Below are 23,653 nucleotides of genomic sequence, written 5' to 3' on the forward strand. Positions count from 1 at the left end.
AAAAGAGATGTGTCCTACCGTTTGAAACGCTTTCTTTTTCTGATGTTAAACGTCAGACAACCTACATTCGAACCTCTTTGAATATACCAGACCACTTTTAAAAAAGCAACGGGTCAAAAAGAAAAAAAGTTTGAAGAAACTCCAAACTTTTTACCATGCCATTTCTTCGATTTTTTCATATACGTTCGTCACGAGTTCTTCCGGTGTCTCCCCTGTCACGACTTCACCGTCGACGAGACAAAACAAGTCGAGGGCACACACACCGCAGTAACCGGTGCAGCCATATTCCACGACGTCAAGGTCAGGGTCAGACTCGAGCTTGGCGCGGGCGATTTGTGAGCCCATTGCTAAGTTCGAGGCACAGAACTCGATGATTGGATTCATCATTTCTTTCACCGTCTTTCTTTCCTTTATTCTAAGGAAAATGGTTCTTCTACGGCAGATTATAACATGATACAGTTAAAGAGTAACAAAGGGGGATTTTTATGCGCAAATTAGTCGTCTTAGGAGGCGGTTACGGGGGAATGCGTGTCATCGAACGTGTGCTCAGCCATCAGCTGAACGACGTGTCGATCACACTCGTCGATCGTCTGCCTTATCACGGATTAAAAACAGAGTATTATGCACTAGCCGCTGGAACGGTGTCAGACCGTGACATTCGGGTCGACTTCCCGGAAGGAATCGACTACATATACGGCCAAGTGGCGGACATCGACACGACAGATAAAATGGTCTTGCTCGCAAGCGGGGAAAAAGTACCGTATGACGACCTCGTCATCGGGCTAGGTTGCGAAGACAAGTACCACAACGTGCCTGGAGCAGCTGAATTCACGTACAGCATCCAAACGCTTGAAGAATCGCGGAAGACGCAACAAGCGATCAACGGCCTCTCGCCCGGTTCTGTCGTCTCGATCGTCGGTGCCGGCCTGTCCGGAGTCGAGCTCGCGAGTGAGCTTCGGGAAAGTCGGCCCGACTTGACCGTTCGTCTCTTCGACCGTGGCCCGTCCGTCTTGTCATTCTTGTCAAACCGCGTCTCGATGTACGTCCAGTCCTGGTTCGAAGATCATGGCGTCGACGTCATCAACAACGCCAACATTACGCGCGTCGATGCGGACGGGCTTTGGAACCATGAAGAGCTGTTCGCATCAGACATGATCGTCTGGACGGCGGGCATTCAACCGGTCGCGGTCGTCCGCAACCAAGGTTGGGAGCTCGATGGCGGTGGCCGTGTCAAATTGACACCGCACCATCACGTCCCGGAAGCACCGGACGTCTTCATCGTCGGGGATAACGCGAGCCTTCCGTACGCGCCTTCGGGCCAACTTGCCGAAGCCCAAGCCGAGCAAATCGTCCAAGTGCTCCTCTGCAAATGGAAAGGCGTCGCTTATCCAGACCTTCCCGCCATCAAACTGCGGGGCACGCTCGGTTCACTCGGAAAGAAAGCCGGGTTCGGCGTTTTCATGGGCAAACAATCGCTCACGGGGAAAGTCGCACGACTGCTCAAGTCGGGCATCTTGTGGAAGCATAAAGTCATCAAATAAGCGCTCGTTACGACGTGTTGTGCCGAATTCGGCATGACACGTTTTTGTATGGACGCAATCGTTGTCGTTTGAGGACGCCCGTGACAAAAGTCCTGGACCGATGTCCCCGATTTCGCATTTTAAATATTCTGAATATTGATACGATTGACATCTACATCCCGATGGAAATACTTGTTACATTATGGACACGGCATGAACGACACGTTGCTCTTATCCACGATGCGAGCAAATGTCAGACCGCCTACATAACCTAAAGGGGGAACCACATTGAAGAAAATCTGCAGCACTGTACTCGCCTCGCTTCTCGTCTTGTCATCAGCTCCACAAATCGCGGATGCGTCTAGCGATAACGGCAAAGAACGCGTCATCGTCGTCTTCAAAGACTCGGCCAAAAAGAATCCGCTCTCGATCCCGGGACTTGAAGTTCGTCAGCAATACGCGAACATTCCGGCCGCGGCGCTTGAAGTACCGAAAGCTGCCTTGAACGGCTTGAAGAACAACCCGAACATCGCCCACGTCGAAGTCGACCAAACCGTTCAAATCGAAAACCAGACGCAAGACTGGGGCATTCCAAAACTAAAAGCACCGGCGGCATGGCAGAGCGGTTTCACCGGAAAAGGCGTCAAAATCTCCGTCGTCGATACCGGCATCTCGGCACACCCTGACTTAACGATTTCGGGCGGTGCCTCATTCAGTAGCGTGACGAGCTCATACGCCGACGACAACGGTCACGGAACTCACGTTGCCGGGATTATCGCCGCTCGCAACAACAGTATCGGTACGGTCGGGATCGCCCACGAAGCGAGCATCTATGCCGTCAAAGCGCTCGAAGCGAACGGTAGCGGTAGCCTGTCGAGCATCATCGCCGGAATCGACTGGTCGATCTCGAACCAAATGGATATCATCAACTTGAGTTTAGGTACGACGAGCCATTCGTCAACGCTTCAGCAAGTCGTCGACCGGGCGAACAACGCCGGCATCCTCGTCGTCGCGGCAGCAGGCAACAACGGACGGGCCGACGGTTCAGGCGACCTCGTCAACTACCCGGCTCGATACAGTTCAGCCATCGCGGTCGCAGCGACGGACATCAACAACAACCGCGCCTCGTTCTCAGCAACAGGCAGCACGGTCGAAGTCGCAGCGCCAGGCGTGAACATCAACTCGACGCTCTACAATGGCGGCTACGGTCCATTGAGCGGAACGTCGATGGCGACACCTTACGTCGCCGGTAACTTGGCGCTCATGAAACAAGCGTATCCATCACTCTCGGCGTCACAGCTCCGGACTCGCTTGTCGCAAGACGTGATCGACCTCGGCCCAACTGGCCGCGACACATGGTTCGGTAACGGACTCGTTCAAGCTCCAGCTTCTGGCGGCACGTCGCAACCTGTTCAAGCACTCTCGACGACAGTCACGACGTCAAAAACGACGTACAATGCCGGCGAGCAAGTCTCGATCGCTTCAACAGTACGTGACGCGAACGGTCAAGCGGTTGCCAATGCGGACGTCCGCGTGACGGTCACACAACCGAACGACGCAACGTTGACAGGGACAGGCAAAACGGCATCGAACGGTTCGATCACGTTCACTCTCTCGACGACGTCTTCTTCACAAAAAGGTACGTACCAAGTGAAATCGGATGCGACGCTTTCTGGCTACACAGCCGGGTCGGCAACGACATCATTCCAGCTTCGCTAATAAAAACGAGTCGGACGGGTCCAGTGGACTCATCCGACTCTTCTTATTTTTGATCGATGGCCGCATATACTTTTCGGAGTTGGACGACCCCTTCGTCCACCACTTCGCCATCCAACAGAACGAGCGGATAGAACCACTCATCTTGTTTGATCGCCTCCGCAATCTCATCATCGACCGTCTCGAAATCGATATATTCGAACTCGAAATGATGTTCCGGATATTTACGCCCGAGCGCGCTCTGCAACCATTCGTACGTCTCTGTCGAACTCGGTGCCCCAACACAACTCGCGCATTGGACTTCGGCCCCGTATACCGTGATTTTCATCTCCATTCCCCCTCTTCTTTCCTATTATACAAAATCAAGAGCACCCTCGTCATAAAACGCTCGGCGTTAATGATTGAGAAACAATCTCAAAATTGCTAGAATGAAAGAGAACCAGAAAGGGGTAGATACCATGGAAATGTTCGATCAAGTCCAAGAAGTACTCGATAAATTACGCCCGTTCTTGCTTCGCGACGGTGGTGACGTTGAACTCGTAGATGTAGAAGAAGGCATCGTCAAGCTTCGTTTGATGGGTGCTTGCGGCAGTTGCCCGTCTTCAACGATTACGTTGAAAGCCGGGATTGAGCGCGCGCTCATCGAAGAAGTACCTGGCATCGTCGAAGTTGAACAAGTATTCTAATTAGAAAAGGGAGACACGTGTCATCCCTTTTTTTCGTGCGTCCATTCGTCCAGGCTCTCGACCATGTAGGTCGGGAGCTTTTCTTGTTCCTGGATGAACGCCGGACCGTGCACGCCTGAGTTGACGTGGAGCGTCCGGATCCCGCCGTTGATGCCGAACAAGATGTCCGTATGATAGTTATCCCCGACCATGACGACCTCATCTTTCGTGAGACCGATCATCTCAAGAGCGATATCGACCATGACCGGCTCCGGCTTGCCGATAAAGAACGGGTCTTTTTCGGTCGTGACGGCTAGGACCGAGGTAAGCGCTCCGTTCCCTGGCAGGAAGCCGCGTTCTGTCGGGATGGCGATGTCCCCGTTCGTCGAAATAAAGCGCGCCCCGTTACGGATGGCCAATGCTCCTTTTGCCAGCTTTTCGTACGTGATGTGGCGATCGAGACCGATGACGACGTAATCCGCTTTCGGCTCATCCGTCACCGTAAAGCCGCGCTCTTCAAGTGCGAGGCGAAGCCCGTCTTCCCCGATCATATAAATCGTCGCTTTCGGTGTCATCTTCTCGATGTAGCGCGCTGTCGCCATCGCACTCGTCAAAACGTGCTCAGGCGTCACGTGCACACCCATCTTCACAAGTTTATCGGCCACTTGTCCAGGTGTCATCGAAGCGTTGTTCGTCACGAACAAGTACGGGAACCCCGTCGCCTCGAGCCGGTTCACGAAGTCGACCGCTGCTTTGATTGGTTCGGTCCCGGCGTACATCGTTCCGTCTAAATCAAATAAGTATCCTTTAATCGTTTCCATCCAATCACTCACTTTCTGGTAGAAATGCCGACACGGGCCCAAGCTCGACTTCGATATACCGGCGAACTTGTTCCGGAAATTTAGCGAACGTTTCTTGATTAGCAGTTGCCCACCCGTCAAAGCGTGATGAATCTGACGTCACGAATTCCCGGACGTAATAGGCACGGAGCAAAACGAGCTCTTTCGCCGCTCGCGCCGTCTCGTCATCGAGCACTCGCTCATCAAGCAAGATGTCGACGATATCTTCGTAACTTCCCGGGTCGCGCATAATGAAACCATCAATCATCGAGTTCCCGACGTCAATCACGCCTTCCATCAGATGGACGGCAAGACGCTCTTTCGCAAGTTCGACCGTGAACGCATCCCCTTCAAGCTTGTCGATTCGCTCGAGCATCGATTCCATATGGGCCAATGTCGCATTGATTTTTTCTCTGTTAACAAAATACATCGTGATCCCCCCTGCCCCCTATCATAAGCCTTTTTTTAACGCGAGAAAAGAAACTCCCCTATTTACATCATTTATTTCATTGTGATACACTAATCAACGGATTAACGTTGCAAAAAGTATAACACATTAAAAATAGATCACGTGGAGGGTACAACACTATGGAACGAGAATTAGCGTTAGAGATCGTACGGGCAACTGAGGCGGCAGCACTTGCCTCATCAAAATGGATCGGTCGCGGTCAAAAGAATGAAGCCGATGATGCGGCAACGTCTGCGATGCGAGAAGTGCTCGGTACGGTCAACATGGATGCGACGGTCGTCATTGGTGAAGGTGAGCTTGACGAGGCGCCGATGCTTTATATCGGTGAACGTCTCGGTACGACGTTTGGTCCTGAAGTCGATATCGCCGTCGACCCGCTTGAAGGCACATCGATCGTCGCCAAAGGGCTCGGAGACGCGATGGTCGTCATCGCTGTCGCTGATAAAGGCGCCCTCCTCCACGCGCCAGATATGTATATGGATAAACTCGTCGTCGGACCGAACTTGAAAGGGAAAGTCTCGCTCGATGAGCCGCTTGAGTCAATCATCGAGAAGGCCGCCCTTTACAACGGGAAACGCATCGAAGAAGTGACGGTCATCATGCAGGACCGGGACCGTCATGAGCATTTACGCCAAGCCGCCATTAAAATGGGCGCCCGCGTCAAATTGTTCGAAGATGGCGACGTATCAGCCGGAATCGCCGCAGCCGTCAAATCAAACCCGATCGACATCTTCATCTCGACGGGTGGCGCACCGGAAGGCGTCATTACGGCAGCCGCCGTCAAGGCGCTCGGCGGTGACATGCAAGCCCGTCTGCATCCGATGAACGAAGAAGAGACGGCACGCGTCATCTCGATGGGTATCGAAGACCCGCTTCAACTGCTCACGCTCGACGACCTCATCAAGAGCGACGACTGCATTTTTGCCGCGACAGGTGTCACAACGGGCGAACTGCTCGACGGCGTCAAGTTCTTGACGGACGATATCGTCGAGACGACTTCGCTCGTCATGCGCTCGAAAACGAAGACGATTCGCAAAGTCGTCGCCGAGCATACGCTCTCGCTCAAACCATATTTACAGAAGCAACCGGTAAACGCCTGATTTGTTCGCTTTGAACCCTGTGTGGCCTCCCTATGTAAGGGACGCGACACAGGGATTTTTTTCTGGTCGAACGCGTTCCATCGGCAATCACCTCACAAAAAAGATGGCCCGGAGCAAGACCGGAGCCACCTGAAATGATTGGACTGATGGATTGTTTACGAGATTGGTTATGACCCGGTGTCTCGGTCACCGATCACAGTCGTTGAATCTTCTTCTGTCCGGATGTCTCCCTTACTCAACAGGAAGGCCGAGACGAGCGCTGTAATCGGAATGGCGAGCACGAGACCAATGCTTCCGGCAAGCGTCCTCAGAATTTCTACGCTATAAACCTCCATATGAATCAATTCTCCAAATGGATACTCATAGGCATTCATCAATAAAAGAATCGGGAGGGAAGCACCTACATAAGCTAAGATCAACGTATTCGCCATCGTACCCATGATGTCCCCGCCTACGTTCATTCCGGACTTGAATAAGTCTTTATACGTCGCCTCGCGGTTATTACGTTTTACTTCTTCAAGCGATGAAGCAATCGAAATCGCGACATCCATGACGGCGCCTAACGCGCCGATGATAATCCCAGCAAGCAACAGGCCGGAAAGGTCAATCGCGTTTTCCGAATCGAGCATGCCGAGCATGATTTCTTCTTCCCCATGAAAACCGGACATTTTCATCAGACTCATGAAAACAAAGGAAATCAAAGCCGCCGCGCCCAATCCGCCCACGGTTCCGGTAATCGCAGCAAGCGTTTTTCGGGAAATTCCGCTTACAATCACGAAAGTCAGCGTCGTGACAATCGCGCCGGTAACGAGTACGAGCAATACCGGATTATAGCCTTCCAACAAATAAGGAATCATAAACTTGAAGAGAATGAAGACGGTCAACCCTAACGTAATCACAGACTTAAGACCTTTCATCTTGCCGAAGAAGATCAACAGCGCGATGAACAACCCGCCTAGAATATAGGTTGGAACGTCTCTCGTATATCCGATCGGATAAGCACGAGTGATTTCTCCATTTTCAATTTGAAGTCCGACGGTAATGCGGTCCCCTTCTTTAAACCAGAAATTGCTGTTCGCAAAATACGTATCGACATAATTGAAACCTTCAATTTCGATTTCCTGGCCTTTGTATTCACCAGATAAAATCTCGACATTTAATCGTTGAAATTCTCTTTCTTCTTGTGTGATTTCCTCGATTTCTGTTCTTTCCTCAATGACTTCAACAACACGGGCAGTTGTGTTGACTGTCTCCGGCATATCCTGCATCATTTCCTCTTCGCCAGGGTTCATCGGCGGAGGCGTATAGCTTGCAAGGGCAGTAGACGGGATTGTTAGAAACGTGAATAAAATGAGTATGAATAATCTAGACATGACGTTAAAGTTCTCCTTTGCGCGCAATCAACCTGTCAGACAATGCGAACCTATTATAACAAAGAAGTACGAATACTCGTTTGGTGCCTCCGTTTTTAAATCAAATTGTAACAAAAGGAACGAATGGTTCTGATTAACTCCCTTCGTCCATTCATTCGTTCATTTCCAAGCGTTTGGAAATGATCCATTCACTACAAAAAGCGACCATCCCTCTATTGTAAGGGACAGTCGCTTTCATCATGTCGTGCGTTTACAAATTTAGAATCCAGTCGGGGCATCCGCAGAATGATCGTTCATATATTGCGGTTCTGGTCGCTTGTCTTGTTGAATCGAATCGTAGAACGTCGCGTACGCCGTCGAGAAGTACGGATAGATGAACAAGAAACCGATTCCGAGCGTCAAAATCCCGACGAAGAACCAGCCGATGAACGATAAGACGAGCTTGAACGCTTGCATCTTATGGCCGTCCATCAAGCGACGCGATTCCGTGATCGCCTCAAGTGCCGAGAGTTCCGGCTCGTCACGCATGATGTAATACGTGAGCGAGTACGAGAACGCTTTGATGATCCCTGGAATCAGTAAGAGCAGCGACCAGAGGAAGATGAAGATTCCCATGAGAAGCGGCGCCAGAACGTGCTTCACATACCCGTTCCGGAACGGTTCAAACAGTTGCGAGACAGCCGGCTTGTCGCCACGCGACACCGAAAGGACGACCCAAGACCATCCGAGCGTGAGCGGGGCAATTAAAATCGTGAGCAAAAGTGACAAGAACGTAAGTGACGTCTCCGTCGCCGTCGGTACCGTCTCTGCATCCATCGTCGGGGCGAACGTCTGCGGAATCGCGTTCAAGACGGTGAACACGATCAAGATTCCGGCGAGAAGCCACCATTTCCCTTTTAACATTTGTCGTGCATGTTGTTTCCATTGTGCTGTCATATATTCCACCCTTTTTTATCAGTCTTTCCTTAGTGTACGTGAAAGCAGTGAAAAAGTTTCAGGAAAATGCGAAAAAAGGGAAAAGGTTTTTCCTTTTCCCATCAGTACATCACGTTGCCTAAGAAGAATTGCGACATCGATAAAATCAATAAGAGCACCCCGACAGCAACCGCCGCGAGCGACGTTGCCTTGAACAAACGAGTTCTTAAAAATGCGTGTCGATATTCGAAGCGACGGATGAACAAGACGTGCGTCAATTCAAATAAAAGGACTGCGGCTGTAAAATAAAAGGTCATGATGCTTCCTAGTCCGAAAAACAGCATCGTCAATAGTCCTAACCCTAAGTTATGAATCCGGTTATGGACGTCGTCACGATCGCCGACAGTCGTCACTTGTGCGTGTTGCATCCGATCACCTCTCTCGTACCACCCAAACGCCAAAAAATCATCTTATAGATAAGGTATCACAATTTATAAGCTCCTAAACCTGTCACACCGTCTTTTCACGTAAACGAAACACTTTGGAAAAGATTGTAACAAAAAAAGCGCCGATGTCATCAGCGCGTCATGTTTCCGGGGCAGTTTCAACTTCCCCAGCCTTCTTGAATTTTCGTTTAAGTTTGAGCGGTTGCTTCGTTCCACCGAACACCGGTCCGTCTTCCGACTCATCGATCTCAGTCTCTTTCTTCAAGACGAAGAACGGGCAACCAAAATTGCAATACTCGTACACGTAATCCATCACATGGTCGATCCGATTATCGTACGTAGCAAACTTCGATTTCGCCTCATAGAAGCCTTTCAAGCGAAGCTGGCCGTGTCCCCAATCGCCGACGATATAGTCATACTTATCGAGCACATCGCTATAGCGAGCGATGAACGCCTCCTCGTCAAATCCGTCTCGTTTCTCTTCGATGACGGTATAGCCGTGGCGATTCACTCTAATCATGTCTCACACCTCCACTCTCCTATCATATCATGAGGTCCGACTCATCGCCTTACCCTTTTCGAATCGTGTCACGGCGCTTGATCGTCTCGCGCAATACGTCACGCAACAACTCGGGCATGAAATAGCGTTTCGGCTGTTCGGCCAAATAAGGAAGCAACGGTCCGAACGTGAACATATCGACCGTGGCGATACGGTACGTCCGTCGCGGGTCAATCACTTTACCGCCGAGCAACCAGCTCCCCTCATTTGCTTCGACGTTGTGAAGCGTCGGCCAACCGAGGACGGTGCCACGAAAACCGAGGCCGCGCACATGCATCGTCGTGAACGACCGTTCGTGCACGTCTTCTAAGAAACGCACGAGCGTGTCCCCGTCAAGCGTCAACAGACACGGGTTGATCGGGTGCGGACAAATCCGGTGCAACATATTGAGCGTCACCGCACCGGGCGCCAACCGGTCGAGCAAGACGCCCGACGGCACGATACTCGCCTCAGCCGCGCACCAGTCGGCAAGACCGCCCGCCAACAAATCCGCGATCGGGGAAGGCCCGAACCAATCCGACGCATACCCCGGCGATTGTGCGATCGTCACGTCGAGCAATCGCTCCGCTTCTTCATACTCCGTTTGCAGCACTTTCGCCGTCGCCTCATCTAACGGCCGCTCCGACAGTTCGTGAAGGGTCGCCCGTTTGTCGAACACTCGCCCTGCCTTGACCGTGAGCGTCACTTCTCCGACGTACTGACCGTATTTTCCGGCCTGGGCGATCAACACCCCGTTTTTCAAGACGCCGTCATCGAGCACATGATGCGTATGCGCCCCGAGAATGACGTCTAGCTCCGGGAACGCCTCGGCCAGCCGTTCGTCAGCATAAAACCCGAGATGGCTCAAGGCGATGAGAACATCACAATCGGACAGTTGATCGATTGCACGAGCCGCCGCCTCATGGGGTGATTCGACTTGCCAGCCAAGTTCTGGATAAAGCTCTTCATAAGGTGCCGTCACCCCGAACAGACCGACCCGCACTCCTGCTCGTTCGACGACGAGCGTCTCCGTCACCCAATCCGGGCGACTTCCATCCTCACGGTAAACGTTCGCAAGCAATACCGGGAACGTGGCGTCCTCGTAGAGCGCATCGAGCCAGTCATGCGGAAACGTGATGCCTTCGTTGTTGCCGATCGTCACTGCCGTCGGCTGCAAGCGATTGAGCAGACGCACGTTCACTTGCCCGCGTGTCACTTCCGTCGCCGGGTGGGTCCGGTCGGCGTGATCACCGAGATCAAACACGAGTGACGCTTCATCCCGTCGTTCATTTAAAAAAGAAACGAGTTGAGGCCACGTATGAAGTTTGGAATGCAAATCATTGTAATGAAAAATTGAAATCGTACGCACGGCCATCCCCTCTTCCTAAAACAAGCTGATTTGACTCGGAGCGAGCTCATACTCGGCACCGAGAATCTCAATCAAGCGCTTCGCGTTCGGTACAGCATCGCCGGCCGAATTGTTGTTGAAATAAACATACACATCGTCCGCTTCTGCGTCGACTTGGCGGAGCGCCGCTGCGAGCTCCTGCAGTTCTTCTTCGCTGTAACGATACAAGCAGCGGACGTGCCGCCACTCTTGACTCGTCATCCCCGGCTTCCTAAGCCAACCGGCCGTATTACGCCCATGAAGACGGACGACAGCGACAGAAGGATGAGTCACGACCGGGACGAACGGGATGCTGCTCTCTTTCGTCTGCGGTTCGTCACAAATCGTGTTGATGAACCGTTGTTCCGTCAAAAACGCGAGCGTCCGGTCGCGAAACGCTTCCGAGAACCACGTCGGGTTCCGGAACTCGATGGCGATGTCGTAATCTTTTAGCTCCGACCGAATCGTCCGTAAATAATCGAGGTGTGGCTTCGACACGTCGAACCAAGGCGGCAACTGAACGAGAACGGCCCGTAGTTTCCCGGCCTGCTTCAACGGTTCGACCGACGTCCGGTATCGTTCGAACAGTTCGGCGAGCGGCAGTTTCGGTTCCCGGTCGTGCCCGCTCATTTCCCTGGAAACTTTGACGACGAATTGAAACGTGGATGGCGTCTCATTGTTCCACTTCTCGTAATTCTTCACGGGCTGTATGGCGTAAAACGAGGAATCGATCTCCACGGTCGGGAAATGACCCGCGTATGTCGCCAGTTTATGTTTTCGTTCTTCTGGGGTCGTATAGAGGAGATCATGATCCCCCCAACCTGTCACACCGACATAAATCATCCCGGTCCCTCCTTCATTCACTGTTCGTAAGTGGCCACACGCTTCCGTCTCGTCCAGTTCAGCGTCCCGCCGAACGTGATCAAGAGCAAGACGAGGCCCATGATGAACGGGTAACGCATATCGATATCAAACGCGATCCCGGCGAGTGTCGGCCCGACGATATTTCCGATGCTCATATAGGCGTTGTTCATCCCCATCGCAAACCCTTGCTCTTTGTCAGCCATTTTCGAGACGAGCGTGTTGAGCACCGGCCGAAGGATTGACGTCGACAAGAAGATGATGAGCGTGACGGCGAAGAAGATGGCGTATGATCCCGCGAAGATCGAGAACAAGAAGCCGAACGCCGCGAGCATGATAAAGATGAGCACGACTTTGATCTCGCCGAACAACGTGACGAGCCGATCGACCGCGAACAGCTGCACGATGACACTGACGATTCCGGTCCCCGTGATCATGACAGCAATCTGTTGCGGCGTCGCACTGAACGTCTCGCTCACGAACAGACCGAGCACCGACTCGTACGCCATGAGTCCAAACGCCATGACCAAGTTGATGACGAGGACGAAGAAATATGGTTTCTTCGTCGAAGAGATCAGCTGGCGCGGCAACGACTCGGTATCGGACGTGACCGGCATGACTTCACGATCCGGTTCTTTCAATAGAATGACCGACGAGATGACAGCGACGAATGAAACGACGGCTGACAATAACAGCGGCGCTTTCAAGCCGAACTCGGCGAAGAAACCGCCGATTCCCGGCCCGATGACGATCCCGAGCGACATTGCTGCGGAAATATAACTGTTCCCTTTCGCCCGTTGTTTGATCGTCGTGATGTCCGCCACGTAGGCAAAAATCGCCGGAATGAGCAAGGCGGCCCCGACGCCGCCGATTGCCCGAGAAATAAGTAAAACGGTCAAATTATCCGATAAGTAAAATACGCCCATCGAAATCGTAAAGCCGATGAGACCCGCAATGATCATCGGCCGGCGTCCATACACGTCCGCCCATTTCCCCGCTACGGGAGACATGAGCAACTGGGCCCCGGCGAACACGGAAATCATCAAGCCTGCGGCCGTTCCGCCTTCTCCGATCATTTTCAAATAATCGGGAATGATCGGAATGATGATCCCGAATCCGGCCACAGCGATGAACATGTTCAGCATGAGAATCGCCAATTGTTTATTTTGTTTTCTAGTCAACGTATGTCACTTCCTTTTCACCTATTCATTTTACTTGTAGATGAAGGGAATGGGCAAACGATAAGACAACAAAAAACCCATCCTTGACCAGAGGATGGGTGTTGACTCATTTAAGAGATGCGTGATTGTACGAGTTGTTCTCGCGACTGACGTTTCGGAAGAAACAACGTGATCACGTAGACGATCAACGTCGGTACTGCCCAGGCGAGCCCGATCTCAGCCATTGGCAAGTTCGTGATCCAAGCCGTCACAGCAGATGGCTGCAGGCCGTGCGCCGTTTCAAAGAGCGAGAAGACGAGCGCCGTATACACGGTCGCTTTCATCGCGACGTGCGGGTTGCGTTGAACCCGTTCTGTGATCGACACGAGTACGAGTGCGATCATGACCGGATACAAGAGTGTGAGAAGCGGTACCGCGATTTGAATCAACGTACCGAGTCCGACGAGTGAGATCAAGTAGCCGAAAAGTGTCGTTGCGATGACGACTTGGTGGTACTTGAGTGACTCGAACGTGTTGCTGATGAAGCGTGAAAACTCAGAGATGAGCCCGACCGCTGTCGTCAAACAAGCGAGGAAGACAGCTGCACCGAGGGCGAGCATGCCGACTTGGCCGTACGACGAACCAGCGAATGTTTGGAGCAACGTCGCCCCATCTGTCGCCCCTGTCACGCCCGTCATGTTCGCACCGATCGAACCGAGTGAGATGTAGACGAGCATCAAACACGTGACAGCGAGCATACCTGACGTCCGAAGAAGCGATGAAGCTTCTTTTTGATCCGTCATCCCGTTCGCTTTAAGCGTGACGAGAACGATGGCCCCGAAGACGAGTGCGCCGAAGACGTCCATCGTCAAGTAGCCTTGTTTAAAGCCTTCACCGAGGGCACCGATCCACGTCTCATATCCAGCTGCCGGTGCTGACGGCGTCCCGAGTGGAGCCACGAGGTTCGTGATTCCGATGGCCGCGAGCAAGAGCAAGAGGATTGGTGTGATGATGCGTCCGATGATTTCAATCAACTTCTGGGCGCGGAGCGTCAAGAAGAATGTCAATCCGAAGAAGACAGTTGAGCTGAGGGCGAGCGTGAGCGTCGATGGTGCACTGAGGAACGGCACGAGTCCCATTTCATACGTGACGGCTGCCGTCCGTGGAATCCCGAAGAACGGTCCGATTGCCACGTACATTAGTCCCGTCAAGAGGAGCGCCAGACGCTTCGGAATGTACCGAGCGATTTGGTCAGAACCTCCGCCGACTCGCGCGACCGCGAACAAGGCGAGTAACGGCAGGCCGACGCCAGTAATGACGAAGCCAACCATGGCTGGGACGAGGTTCTCGCCCGCCATCGCACCTAGCATCGGTGGGAACAGCAAGTTCCCGGCCCCGAAGAATAACGCGAAAATCGTAAACGCTAACGGGAATAATGTCGATTTTTTCATACAACTACCTCCACATACATTGTAATACCTTCCGTGTTGACAACTTGATTAAATGACTAAATTTTCTGACAAATAAGCGCTTGGTCTATTTCATTATACACACTTTACTTATTTTGACCACCCTATCTGCAAAAAAGATGTTTATTTTTCGGAAGAGTGGATTTTCCACATATCAAAAGCCCCCTCCACTGACAGAGGGAGCCTAAATGTCAAGCTGATTTCTTGGAATTAATTGATAAACTGGTCAATATCGGATGTCGAATTTTCGATGCCCTTCTTGCGAACTGGATGTCTCCTCGATGTGCTCGACACCGACGAACCGGTTCCCATCTCGAAGCGCCTGCTTGAACGATTCATAGTTCGACTCTTCCCCTTCGACATGGATTTCGACCGTTCCATCACTCAAATTACGGACCCACCCTTTCAACTTATAGGCGAGCGCCGTCGACTGGGCGAAGTAACGGAAGCCGACACCTTGCACGCGACCGGATACGATCAATCGTTTAGCGATACTCATCCATCTTCTCCTCCTTCAATTTGACGATTCAGGTTTAACCGGTCCCCAGATAGGAAACAATATATAAGTAAAATAATGGAACAGGAGTGGTTCGGTGAATACGATCATTAACAGCGTCACAACGTTTTCGGATTGGCTATGGGGGGTCCCGATCATCTCATTGCTCGTCTTGTCTGGTATTTTCTTAACGATCAAACTTGGCTTTTTTCAATTTCGATACCCGTTATACATATTGAAGCAAACGTTTGGCAGCGTCTTTAAAAAACCAAAAGGTGAAGGCGACATCAGCCCGAGACAAGCGCTCACATCCGCCTTGTCTTCAACAGTCGGTGCCGCGAACATTATCGGTGTCCCGGCAGCGATCATGTTCGGGGGACCGGGTGCGATTTTCTGGATGTGGGTCATCGCCGTCGTCGGGATGGCGATCAAGTTTTCGGAGAGCGTGCTCGCCGTCCGGTATCGTGAGAAAAACGAGGCCGGTGAATTTGTCGGCGGTCCTGTCTACTATATGGCAAAAGGGTTGAAGATGAAGTGGCTCGCCTCATGGTTCGCCTTCGCCCTCATGATCGAGCTCATCCCGAGCATCATGGTCCAAGGCAACGCCGTCAGCTCAGCCGTCCGTGAAACGTTCAATGGCGACACGCTCATCACTGGCCTGATTGTCGCCGCACTCGTCAGCCTCATCGTCTTCGGCGGAGTGAAACGAATCGCGAAAGTGACTGAAGTCATCGTCCCGGTCATGGCTCTCGTGTACGTCGGGGCAGGGTTCATCATCGTCTTGATGAACATGTCTCAAATACCGGAAGTGCTCGCGCTCATCTTCTCATACGCGTTTCAACCGATGGCCGCACTCGGTGGGTTTGCCGGGGCAGCCGTCGCCGAGACGATTCGCTGGGGCTTCGCCCGCGGACTATATTCGAACGAGGCCGGACTTGGTACAGCGCCGATCGCCCATGCGGCTGCCCAGACCGACCATCCGGTGCGCCAAGGGTTTTGGGCCGTCATCGGGATTGTCATCGATACGCTCATCATCTGTAGCACGACCGCGTTCGTCGTCTTGTCTTCCGGCGTCTGGACCCGCGATGGTGCGATGAGTGACCCGGCCGCGCTCACGACGATCGCGTTCCGCGAATACTTCGGATATACAGGCAGTCTGCTCGTCACAATCTCGCTCATCTTCTTCGTTTTGTCGACGATCATCGTCATCATCTTTTACGGGTCGCGCCAAGCCGAGTACTTGTTCGGTTTGAAAGCTGGGTTCCTGATGAAAGTCGTCTATATCGCTTCGATCGTCATCGGATCAATCGGTGGGGCGCAAATGATTTGGAACTTCCTCGACTTGATGCTCGCGATGATCCTCATCCCGAACATGATCGCCGTCTTGCTGCTCAGCGGCGAAGTGAAACGCCTAACGACCGAGTTCTTCACGTCAGAGCTTTATTATAAGAAAGACGTCGCCGAAGAAAAGGCGTCCTGACCGACAAGCCCCGGCTGCCTAGGCAGCGGGGTCTTCTACGTTCAGTCGACTTTCGCGATGGCACGATGAATTCGTTCAGCCGATGCGTCGAACTGTTTTTGCTCTCCGTCAGTCAAATCAATCTCGATGATCTGACGAATGCCGGTCCGGTCGATGAGGGCCGGTACCCCGATATGAAGTCCTGACGCCCCGTACTCCCCATCCAGATGCGCCCCGATTGTGACGACCGAGTTCTCGTTCCGGACGATAGCCCGGACGATGCGGAGCAGTCCGAGACCGATCGCGTAATAAGCCGCGCTCTTATACTCGATGATCTGATTCGCCGCGTCGCGGACGTCTTGATAGATCGCGTCTAAGTCTTCTTGGCGATACGAATCGTTCTCTTCAAGCAGCTGCTTCATGGACTTGCCATAAATCCGCGCGTTGTCCCAGGCGACAAAGCCCCCTGCCCCATGCTCGCCCATATAATAGACGTGACAGTTGCGCGACGACAAGTCGAAGTACTCGCCGACCTTATAACGCAAGCGCGCCGTATCGAGCACCGTCCCCGATCCGATGACACGGTGTTTCGGTAAGCCGGACGCTTTCCAGGCGACGTGGGCCATGACGTTGACCGGGTTCGTCGCGACGACGATGATGCCGTCAAAGCCGCTCGCCATCACTTGCTTCGTCACGTCACGGACGACGAGGGCGTTTTGTTCAGCGAGGTCCATCTGGGTTTGGCCGAGCTTTTGCGCGGCACCGGCCGTGATGACGACGATATCCGCGTCACGGCAATCCGTGTAATCTCCTGCCCAAATCCGGACCGGGCTCGGCGCAAACGAGATGCCGTGGTTGAGGTCCATCGCTTCCCCTTCAGCTTTCGCATGGTTCGAGTCGATTAAGACGAGCTCTTCACAGAGCGCGGCCATCGACAATTGATAGGCGAAACTGATACCGACCCAGCCGGCGCCGACGACGGCGATTCTCGTAATGTCTTTTGGATCAATTGTTTCCATATACATAACCTCCCTAATTGCTTGCTCTCTTTTAGCATACCCGACTCACACGCGTTTCACGACAAAAAAGACGAACTCCCGCGTACGAGAGTTCGTCCATCCTATGATTATCCGATCGATCCTTCCATCTCAAACTTGATGAGACGGTTCATTTCGACAGCATATTCCATCGGTAATTCTTTCGTGAACGGCTCGATGAAGCCCATGACGATCATTTCCGTCGCTTCTTCTTCCGAGATTCCACGGCTCATGAGGTAGAAGAGTTGCTCTTCTGACACTTTTGAGACTTTCGCTTCGTGCTCGAGTGACACCTGGTCGTTCAAGATCTCGTTGTACGGGATCGTGTCCGACGTCGACTCGTTGTCCATGATGAGCGTATCACACTCGATGTTCGAGCGGGCACCTTTCGCTTTACGTCCGAAGTGAACGATTCCGCGATACGAGACTTTTCCGCCTTGTTTCGAGATCGACTTCGAGACGATCGACGACGACGTGTTCGGTGCGAGGTGAATCATCTTCGCGCCGGCGTCTTGGTGTTGGCCTTTTCCGCCGAGTGCGATCGAGAGCGTCATCCCGCGTGAACCTTCACCTTTTAAGATGACGGCCGGGTACTTCATCGTCAATTTCGAACCGATGTTGCCATCGATCCATTCCATCGACGCGCCCGCTTCACAGACGGCACGCTTCGTGACCAAGTTATAGACGTTGTTCGCCCAGTTTTGGATCGTCGTGTAACGGCAATACGCATCTTTGTTGACGAAGATCTCAACGACGGCCGAGTGGAGCGAGTTCGTCGTGTAGACCGGTGCCGTACATCCTTCGACGTAATGAACCGATGCGCCTTCGTCGACGATGATGAGCGTCCGCTCGAACTGCCCCATGTTTTCCGAGTTAATGCGGAAATACGCTTGGAGCGGTTGCTCGAGTTTGACGCCTTTTGGTACGTAGATGAACGAGCCACCTGACCATACGGCCGAGTTGAGCGCGGCGAACTTGTTGTCCGTCGGCGGGATCAACTTGCCGAAGTACTCACGGAAAAGCGCTTCGTCTTCTTTGAGCGCCGTGTCCGTATCTTTGAAGATGACACCTTTCGCTTCAAAGTCTTCTTGCATGCTGTGGTAGACGACCTCTGACTCGTACTGAGCCGAGACACCTGCCAAGTATTTTTGTTCTGCTTCCGGAATCCCGAGCTTGTCAAACGTACGTTTGATTTCTTCTGGTACTTCGTCCCACGAGTGCTCTGTCTTTTCAGACGGTTTAACGTAGTACGTGATCTCATCGAAATCGAGGGCAGACAAATCGCCACCCCACGTCGGCATCGGCATCTTGCGGAACTGTTCAAGTGATTTCAAACGGAACTCAAGCATCCAAGCCGGTTCTTCTTTCATGTTCGAGATCGTTTCTACGATTTCATTCGTCAAGCCGCGGCCTGAACGGAAAATCGAGATGTCTCGGTCATGGAAGCCATATTTATAATCGCCAATGTCAGGCATGTTTTTCGCCATATCGGTCTCCTCCTTCTACTTACGCTTCCTCGTCGACTCCTTTTTCAAGCGCTTTCCACGCGAGCGTGGCGCACTTGATGCGAGCCGGAAACTTTGAGACGCCAGACAACGCTTCAATGTCGCCTAGGTCGAACGTGTCTGTATCATAGTCTTTCCCTTGGACCATCTCCGAGAAGATCGTCGCCAATTGGAGTGCCTCGTCTACAGATTTCCCCTTCACGATTTGAGTCATCATCGATGCCGAGGCGAGGCTGATCGAGCAGCCTTCCCCTTCGAACTTGGCATCTTTCACGATTCCGTCTTCGACTTGAAGTTGGAGCCGGAGCGAATCCCCACATGTCGGGTTGTTCAAGTCCACCGTCACGCCATCTTCGATGACGCCACGGTTTCTTGGGTTTTTATAGTGATCCATGATGACCTGTCGGTACAGCATGTCTAGGTTGTTAAAACTCATAATTGAAATACTCCTTCGTTTGACGCAGCCCTTCGATGAAGCGGTCGACTTCTTCTCGCGTGTTATACAAGTAGAAGCTCGCCCGGGCTGTCGATGATTGCTTCAGGAGACGCATGAGCGGCTGAGCACAATGATGGCCGGCCCGAACGGCGATGCCTTGCATGTCCAAGACGGTCGCGAGGTCGTGGGCGTGGACATCGTTCAAGTTGAACGTGACGAGCCCGACCCGTTCTTCCGGTCCGAAAATCTCAATGCCTTCAATCGTCTTCATCTGCTCGATGGCGTACGACGCGAGTGCCCGTTCGTGCGCCTCGACGTTCTCAAGACCGAGGTCTTCTAAAAAGTCGATAGCAGCAGCGAGACCGACGGCTCCGGCAATGATCGGTGTCCCGGCTTCGAAACGGTACGGGATGTCTTTCCACGTCGACTCATACAAGTCGACATAGTCGATCATCTCGCCCCCGAACTCGACCGGCTCCATTTTTTTCAAGAGCGCTTTCTTCCCATATAAGACACCGATCCCGGTCGGACCGAGCATCTTATGGCCTGAGAAGGCGAGGAAGTCACAATCGAGCGCTTGCACGTCAAGTTTACGGTGCGGTGCGCTTTGCGCCGCATCGACGACCATGACGGCACCTTTTTCGTGGGCGAGCGTCGCGATTTCTTGAATCGGGTTGATCGTACCGAGCACGTTCGAGACGTGGCTCATGGCGACGATTTTTGTCCGGTCCGACAAGACGGCGCGGACCGCGTCGAGCGTGACGCGACCGTCCGGCGTCAACTCCACGTAACGGAGCGTGGCCCCTTTACGTTTGGCGAGCTGTTGCCACGGAATGAGGTTCGCGTGGTGTTCCATCGGCGTGAGGACGATTTCGTCTCCTGCGCCGACGTTAGCGTCCCCGTAGCTTGACGCCACGAGGTTGATCGCCGTCGTCGTCCCGCGCGTGAAGATAATCTCTTCGACGGCAGCGGCATTAATGAACGAACGGACGCGCTCCCGCGCCCCTTCATACGCATCTGTCGCCTGCGTTCCGAGCGTATGGACGCCACGGTGCACGTTCGAGTGGTTGCGGCGATAATATTCCTCGATCGCCTCGATGACAGCCAGCGGTTTTTGCGAGCTCGCCGCACTGTCGAGATAGACGAGCGGATGACCGTTGATTTCCTGATCTAAAATCGGAAATTGTTTACGAATCGAGGCATCAATCATCTTAACGCACTTTCCCTTCGATGACTTCACGGAGACGGTCTTTGACCGACTCGATCGCGAGTTGCTCGACGACCGGGTTCAAGAATCCGTGAATGATCAAACGTTCCGCTTCTTGGCGCGAAAGACCGCGGCTCATCAAGTAGTAGAGTTGAATGTCGTCGACACGACCGACTGAAGCGGCGTGACCGGCCATAACATCATCCTCATCGATGAGAAGGATCGGGTTCGCGTCACCGCGTGCTTTTTCAGAGAGCATCAAGACGCGCTCTGTCTGAACACCGTTCGACTTCGAAGCCCCGTGGTGAATCATCGACGTTCCGCTGAAGATGGCCGTCGCGGCATCTTTTTGCACACCGTGAATCAAGATGAATCCTTCTGACGACTTACCGAAGTGGTCAGTGCGGATGTTGAAGTTTTGTTTCTGGGCGCCACGACCGATTGTGACGGCTTTCGTGTCGGAGAACGTGTTGTCCCCGACGAGGTGAGTCTTCGTCTCGACGACCGAGTTGCCGTCGTTCATGTGACCGAGCGCCCAATCAAGGCGCGCGTTCTCATAGACGACGCCGCGGCGGTTCATGAACGTGAGGGCAGATTCAGCGAGCTGATCCACACCACCGAAGACGACTTTCGCGTTCGCACCAACGAATACTTCTGTCACGGCGTTCACCGTGTGCGGCTCGTTCGTGTTCGAGAGGAAGCTCTCGATATATGTCACTTCACTGCCTTCGTCCGCGACGATGATCGTGTGGTGATAGAGTGTGCTGTTCGCTTGTTCCATCGTGAAGATGGCTTGGAGCGGGTCTTTCACTTGCACGTTTTTCGGGACGTACAAGAAAGCGCCGCCGTTCATCAAGGCCGCATTGAGCGCCGACAGACGTTCTTCATCGACACGTACGCCTTCTGTCATGAAGTATTTCTCAACGAGTTCCGGATGCTCTTCCATCGCTTGTTCGATACCCATGAACAAGACACCTTCAGGCAATTGAAGTTCGTTATACACGACATGACCGTTGCGTTCAACGAGCACGTTAGTCCGGTGATCTCCGAGAAGTGCCTCGATTTCAGGCGTGAGTCCGTCAAGCTTCGACAAGTCAACGTCTCCGCTCGTGAAATCCCATTTATCAATTTTAATTTTTTCAACTTTAGGCAAGGCGAGAGTCGGCGCAAGTTCTGCTGCTTCTTTACGACGGTTGACCAGCCATGCTGGTCCTCCGAGCGCCTCTGCACGTGCCGACAATGCTTGTGCATCCAATTCAAATTGTACGGTCATCGTACAGCCTCCTTACGCTTCTGTGTCTACTGTCATTCCGAGATCTTGCTTCACCCAGTCGTAACCTTCTGCCTCGAGTCGCTGTGCGAGCTCTTTGCCGCCAGACATGACGATTTTCCCGTCCATCATGATGTGAACGAAGTCCGGCTCGATATAGTTGAGAAGACGCTGATAGTGCGTGATAATCAAGCAGCCGAACTCTTCGTTGCGCATTTCGTTGACGCCTGTTGCGACAACTTTGAGTGCATCGATGTCAAGACCTGAGTCGATTTCATCGAGGATCGCGATGTTCGGTTTGATCATCATCATTTGAAGAATCTCGTTCCGTTTCTTTTCCCCGCCCGAGAAGCCTTCGTTCAAATAACGGTGTGCCATTTCTGAAGGGATTTCAAGAACGTCCATCTTCGCGTCGAGTTCACGGATGAACTTCATGAGCGAGATTTCTTGACCTTCTTCACGGCGTGAGTTGATCGCTGAGCGCAAGAAGTCGGCGTTTGTGACACCGCTGATTTCAGCAGGATACTGCATGGCAAGGAACATTCCCGCCTGCGCGCGCTCGTCGACTTCCATCTCAAGGACGTCTTCGCCGTTCAAATCGACGCTTCCGCCTGTTACTTCGTACAATGGATGTCCCATAAGTGCAGATGCGAGCGTTGATTTACCCGTTCCGTTAGGACCCATGATGGCGTGAATTTCGCCACCTTTAATTTCAAGATTTAGACCTTTGACGATCTCTTTTCCTTCGATTGAGACGCGGAGGTCATCAATTTTCATGTGTGGTACGTTAGACATTCGGATACCCCTTCCGTTTTCTCGCCTTTGTTGGCGTAGATTAGATATATTCTAATCTTAATCTAGGCAATTTTTTATTTCAAGCGACTCACCTTATACTTCATTCTCAATAAAAACATAAATGTTGAGAATGAGAATATTGAGAAATCAAGATATCACCCAACTTTTTCCTCGATTAACGCCAAACTCGCCTTCCGTTCCGTCAATGCCCCCATAAAGAAGAAGGCTCCGAACGCCGTCACGATGGCTAAAATTGCAAAAACAGGCAATCCCGCATTGTCAAAGCCGTCCAGAAGCAATCCGCCGATGATTGGGCCGATCGACTGACCGAGCGCGGTCAATCCCATCGCCCCGAAGTATGTGCCGCGCAAATGTTCCGGCGCGAGCTCATCCGTCAACACGTCCGTCATCGTGAACATGAGTACTTCGCCGATCGTGAAGATGACCATCGCGACGAACAACACCCACGTCTCACTCGCAAACCCGATCAACAACAGGCCGATCGACAACGTTGCGACCCCGAAAAAGAGCGACTTGATCGGCGAGACGCGAATGCCGAACTTCATAATCGGATACTGGACGACGAGTACGGTGATCGCGTTGACCGTCAACAAATACGCAAACAGGCGCGACCCGTCACTGAAGCCGTCATGGAACGCGATGAACTGCGGCAACGTCGAGTTGAACTGACTGTAGCCGATGATGGCGAAAATCATGCCGATGATGACGAAACGAAACGTCTTGTCTTCTTTCAAGACACGGAACGTCTCGGTCAAGCGCGGCCGTGCTTTGATTCCGTCACCTTCTTTGAACGGATACTTTTTAAACAGCGCCACGATGACGAGACCGTAAAGCACGTACACGCCGGTCACGACGAAGAATGCGCTCTTCGCCCCGGTGAGTGATAAGACGACCGCGAGAAGCGGCCCGATCGCAGCGGCGATGTTGATGAGAAAATAGCGCACGTTGTAGACGATGACGCGTTGATCG

General features: G+C 52.6%; 25 protein-coding genes. 5 read left to right on the forward strand and 20 right to left on the reverse strand.

What is annotated here, in order from left to right:
- Positions 1-150: 150 nt before the first annotated feature.
- Complete coding sequence (locus JJU47_RS07030; RefSeq protein ID WP_034804163.1) at positions 151-387, reverse strand: YuzB family protein; 237 nt, start codon at positions 385-387, stop codon at positions 151-153.
- Positions 388-485: 98 nt separating this feature from the next.
- Between JJU47_RS07030 and JJU47_RS07035 the strand changes: the two genes are divergently transcribed.
- Positions 486-1,541, forward strand: coding sequence for an NAD(P)/FAD-dependent oxidoreductase (locus JJU47_RS07035; RefSeq protein ID WP_228617578.1), 1,056 nt, complete (start codon positions 486-488; stop codon positions 1,539-1,541).
- Positions 1,542-1,808: 267 nt separating this feature from the next.
- The gene (locus JJU47_RS07040) at positions 1,809-3,239 is read left to right on the forward strand and encodes a S8 family serine peptidase (protein ID WP_228617580.1); all 1,431 of its coding nucleotides are present in this window, start codon (positions 1,809-1,811) and stop codon (positions 3,237-3,239) included.
- A 43-nt stretch (positions 3,240-3,282) separates the two neighbouring features.
- Here JJU47_RS07040 and JJU47_RS07045 read toward each other — a convergent pair whose 3' ends face one another.
- A complete protein-coding gene (locus tag JJU47_RS07045) occupies positions 3,283-3,564 on the reverse strand; it encodes a YuzD family protein (RefSeq protein WP_228617583.1) in 282 nt (93 codons plus the stop codon).
- Between the two features lie 100 nt (positions 3,565-3,664).
- Here JJU47_RS07045 and JJU47_RS07050 point away from each other — a divergent pair, with 100 nt between their 5' ends.
- Positions 3,665-3,922 carry a NifU family protein gene (locus JJU47_RS07050; protein ID WP_228617585.1) on the forward strand — a complete coding sequence of 86 codons (258 nt, stop codon included), beginning with the start codon at positions 3,665-3,667 and terminating at the stop codon, positions 3,920-3,922.
- A 20-nt stretch (positions 3,923-3,942) separates the two neighbouring features.
- Here JJU47_RS07050 and JJU47_RS07055 read toward each other — a convergent pair whose 3' ends face one another.
- The gene (locus JJU47_RS07055; protein ID WP_228617587.1) at positions 3,943-4,722 is read right to left on the reverse strand and encodes a TIGR01457 family HAD-type hydrolase; all 780 of its coding nucleotides are present in this window, start codon (positions 4,720-4,722) and stop codon (positions 3,943-3,945) included.
- 4 nt (positions 4,723-4,726) lie between these two features.
- Positions 4,727-5,170, reverse strand: coding sequence for a DUF86 domain-containing protein (locus tag JJU47_RS07060; RefSeq protein ID WP_228617590.1), 444 nt, complete (start codon positions 5,168-5,170; stop codon positions 4,727-4,729).
- Between the two features lie 158 nt (positions 5,171-5,328).
- Between JJU47_RS07060 and glpX the strand changes: the two genes are divergently transcribed.
- On the forward strand, positions 5,329-6,309 hold the full coding sequence (gene glpX / locus JJU47_RS07065; RefSeq protein ID WP_228617592.1) for a class II fructose-bisphosphatase: 981 nt from the start codon (positions 5,329-5,331) through the stop codon (positions 6,307-6,309).
- 167 nt (positions 6,310-6,476) lie between these two features.
- Here the strand turns inward: glpX and JJU47_RS07070 are convergent, their stop codons facing one another.
- From JJU47_RS07070 to JJU47_RS07110, 9 genes are all read right to left on the reverse strand, one after another.
- Positions 6,477-7,682, reverse strand: coding sequence for a YibE/F family protein (locus JJU47_RS07070; RefSeq protein ID WP_228617595.1), 1,206 nt, complete (start codon positions 7,680-7,682; stop codon positions 6,477-6,479).
- Between the two features lie 258 nt (positions 7,683-7,940).
- Positions 7,941-8,618 (reverse strand): DUF975 family protein, encoded by a 678-nt coding sequence (locus JJU47_RS07075; protein WP_228617598.1) that lies wholly within the window; start codon positions 8,616-8,618, stop codon positions 7,941-7,943.
- 101 nt (positions 8,619-8,719) lie between these two features.
- Positions 8,720-9,025: a hypothetical protein gene (locus JJU47_RS07080; protein ID WP_024372268.1), complete on the reverse strand. Its 306-nt coding sequence runs from the start codon at positions 9,023-9,025 to the stop codon at positions 8,720-8,722.
- Positions 9,026-9,182: 157 nt separating this feature from the next.
- Positions 9,183-9,563: a YutD family protein gene (locus JJU47_RS07085; protein ID WP_228617600.1), complete on the reverse strand. Its 381-nt coding sequence runs from the start codon at positions 9,561-9,563 to the stop codon at positions 9,183-9,185.
- Positions 9,564-9,612: 49 nt separating this feature from the next.
- The gene (locus JJU47_RS07090) at positions 9,613-10,956 is read right to left on the reverse strand and encodes a bifunctional metallophosphatase/5'-nucleotidase (RefSeq protein WP_228617603.1); all 1,344 of its coding nucleotides are present in this window, start codon (positions 10,954-10,956) and stop codon (positions 9,613-9,615) included.
- 9 nt (positions 10,957-10,965) lie between these two features.
- Complete coding sequence (locus JJU47_RS07095) at positions 10,966-11,811, reverse strand: DUF72 domain-containing protein (protein ID WP_228617606.1); 846 nt, start codon at positions 11,809-11,811, stop codon at positions 10,966-10,968.
- Between the two features lie 17 nt (positions 11,812-11,828).
- A complete protein-coding gene (locus JJU47_RS07100; protein ID WP_228617608.1) occupies positions 11,829-13,010 on the reverse strand; it encodes an MFS transporter in 1,182 nt (393 codons plus the stop codon).
- Positions 13,011-13,120: 110 nt separating this feature from the next.
- Positions 13,121-14,440, reverse strand: coding sequence for a branched-chain amino acid transport system II carrier protein (gene brnQ, locus JJU47_RS07105; protein ID WP_228617611.1), 1,320 nt, complete (start codon positions 14,438-14,440; stop codon positions 13,121-13,123).
- 244 nt (positions 14,441-14,684) lie between these two features.
- Positions 14,685-14,957 carry an acylphosphatase gene (locus JJU47_RS07110; RefSeq protein ID WP_228617613.1) on the reverse strand — a complete coding sequence of 91 codons (273 nt, stop codon included), beginning with the start codon at positions 14,955-14,957 and terminating at the stop codon, positions 14,685-14,687.
- A 94-nt stretch (positions 14,958-15,051) separates the two neighbouring features.
- Between JJU47_RS07110 and JJU47_RS07115 the strand changes: the two genes are divergently transcribed.
- A complete protein-coding gene (locus JJU47_RS07115) occupies positions 15,052-16,434 on the forward strand; it encodes an alanine/glycine:cation symporter family protein (protein WP_228617615.1) in 1,383 nt (460 codons plus the stop codon).
- A 41-nt stretch (positions 16,435-16,475) separates the two neighbouring features.
- Here JJU47_RS07115 and JJU47_RS07120 read toward each other — a convergent pair whose 3' ends face one another.
- The 7 genes from JJU47_RS07120 to JJU47_RS07150 form a co-directional block, all read right to left on the reverse strand.
- On the reverse strand, positions 16,476-17,438 hold the full coding sequence (locus tag JJU47_RS07120) for an L-lactate dehydrogenase (protein ID WP_228617617.1): 963 nt from the start codon (positions 17,436-17,438) through the stop codon (positions 16,476-16,478).
- 101 nt (positions 17,439-17,539) lie between these two features.
- Positions 17,540-18,937, reverse strand: coding sequence for a Fe-S cluster assembly protein SufB (gene sufB / locus JJU47_RS07125; protein ID WP_228617620.1), 1,398 nt, complete (start codon positions 18,935-18,937; stop codon positions 17,540-17,542).
- Positions 18,938-18,956: 19 nt separating this feature from the next.
- Positions 18,957-19,391 carry a Fe-S cluster assembly sulfur transfer protein SufU gene (sufU, locus tag JJU47_RS07130; RefSeq protein WP_024372279.1) on the reverse strand — a complete coding sequence of 145 codons (435 nt, stop codon included), beginning with the start codon at positions 19,389-19,391 and terminating at the stop codon, positions 18,957-18,959.
- Positions 19,381-20,601: a cysteine desulfurase gene (locus JJU47_RS07135; protein WP_228617622.1), complete on the reverse strand. Its 1,221-nt coding sequence runs from the start codon at positions 20,599-20,601 to the stop codon at positions 19,381-19,383. The genes sufU and JJU47_RS07135 overlap by 11 nt, the downstream gene beginning before the upstream one ends.
- A gap of 1 nt (position 20,602) precedes the next feature.
- The gene (sufD, locus tag JJU47_RS07140; protein ID WP_228617624.1) at positions 20,603-21,871 is read right to left on the reverse strand and encodes a Fe-S cluster assembly protein SufD; all 1,269 of its coding nucleotides are present in this window, start codon (positions 21,869-21,871) and stop codon (positions 20,603-20,605) included.
- A gap of 12 nt (positions 21,872-21,883) precedes the next feature.
- Entirely contained in the window at positions 21,884-22,645 is a 762-nt protein-coding gene (sufC, locus tag JJU47_RS07145; protein WP_228617631.1) for a Fe-S cluster assembly ATPase SufC, read from the reverse strand.
- A 173-nt stretch (positions 22,646-22,818) separates the two neighbouring features.
- On the reverse strand, positions 22,819-23,653 hold an 835-nt coding region (locus JJU47_RS07150; protein WP_228617626.1), incomplete at its 5' end, for an MFS transporter.

Origin of the sequence: Exiguobacterium sp. (assembly GCF_020832205.1) — a bacterium.
GTDB lineage: Bacteria > Bacillota > Bacilli > Exiguobacteriales > Exiguobacteriaceae > Exiguobacterium.

What these genes read in the sequence shown, in the direction of transcription:
- JJU47_RS07030 (WP_034804163.1), bottom strand. Translation starts at nt 387, where the DNA reads ATGATGAATCCAATCATCGAGTTCTGTGCCTCGAACTTAGCAATGGGC.
- JJU47_RS07035 (WP_228617578.1), top strand. Translation starts at nt 486, where the DNA reads ATGCGCAAATTAGTCGTCTTAGGAGGCGGTTACGGGGGAATGCGTGTC.
- JJU47_RS07045 (WP_228617583.1), bottom strand. Translation starts at nt 3,564, where the DNA reads ATGAAAATCACGGTATACGGGGCCGAAGTCCAATGCGCGAGTTGTGTT.
- JJU47_RS07050 (WP_228617585.1), top strand. Translation starts at nt 3,665, where the DNA reads ATGAAAGAGAACCAGAAAGGGGTAGATACCATGGAAATGTTCGATCAA.
- JJU47_RS07055 (WP_228617587.1), bottom strand. Translation starts at nt 4,722, where the DNA reads ATGGAAACGATTAAAGGATACTTATTTGATTTAGACGGAACGATGTAC.
- JJU47_RS07060 (WP_228617590.1), bottom strand. Translation starts at nt 5,170, where the DNA reads ATGTATTTTGTTAACAGAGAAAAAATCAATGCGACATTGGCCCATATG.
- glpX (WP_228617592.1), top strand. Translation starts at nt 5,329, where the DNA reads ATGGAACGAGAATTAGCGTTAGAGATCGTACGGGCAACTGAGGCGGCA.
- JJU47_RS07070 (WP_228617595.1), bottom strand. Translation starts at nt 7,682, where the DNA reads ATGTCTAGATTATTCATACTCATTTTATTCACGTTTCTAACAATCCCG.
- JJU47_RS07075 (WP_228617598.1), bottom strand. Translation starts at nt 8,618, where the DNA reads ATGACAGCACAATGGAAACAACATGCACGACAAATGTTAAAAGGGAAA.
- JJU47_RS07080 (WP_024372268.1), bottom strand. Translation starts at nt 9,025, where the DNA reads ATGCAACACGCACAAGTGACGACTGTCGGCGATCGTGACGACGTCCAT.
- JJU47_RS07085 (WP_228617600.1), bottom strand. Translation starts at nt 9,563, where the DNA reads ATGATTAGAGTGAATCGCCACGGCTATACCGTCATCGAAGAGAAACGA.
- JJU47_RS07090 (WP_228617603.1), bottom strand. Translation starts at nt 10,956, where the DNA reads ATGGCCGTGCGTACGATTTCAATTTTTCATTACAATGATTTGCATTCC.
- JJU47_RS07095 (WP_228617606.1), bottom strand. Translation starts at nt 11,811, where the DNA reads ATGATTTATGTCGGTGTGACAGGTTGGGGGGATCATGATCTCCTCTAT.
- brnQ (WP_228617611.1), bottom strand. Translation starts at nt 14,440, where the DNA reads ATGAAAAAATCGACATTATTCCCGTTAGCGTTTACGATTTTCGCGTTA.
- JJU47_RS07110 (WP_228617613.1), bottom strand. Translation starts at nt 14,957, where the DNA reads ATGAGTATCGCTAAACGATTGATCGTATCCGGTCGCGTGCAAGGTGTC.
- JJU47_RS07120 (WP_228617617.1), bottom strand. Translation starts at nt 17,438, where the DNA reads ATGTATATGGAAACAATTGATCCAAAAGACATTACGAGAATCGCCGTC.
- sufB (WP_228617620.1), bottom strand. Translation starts at nt 18,937, where the DNA reads ATGGCGAAAAACATGCCTGACATTGGCGATTATAAATATGGCTTCCAT.
- sufU (WP_024372279.1), bottom strand. Translation starts at nt 19,391, where the DNA reads ATGAGTTTTAACAACCTAGACATGCTGTACCGACAGGTCATCATGGAT.
- JJU47_RS07135 (WP_228617622.1), bottom strand. Translation starts at nt 20,601, where the DNA reads ATGATTGATGCCTCGATTCGTAAACAATTTCCGATTTTAGATCAGGAA.
- sufD (WP_228617624.1), bottom strand. Translation starts at nt 21,871, where the DNA reads ATGACCGTACAATTTGAATTGGATGCACAAGCATTGTCGGCACGTGCA.
- sufC (WP_228617631.1), bottom strand. Translation starts at nt 22,645, where the DNA reads ATGAAAATTGATGACCTCCGCGTCTCAATCGAAGGAAAAGAGATCGTC.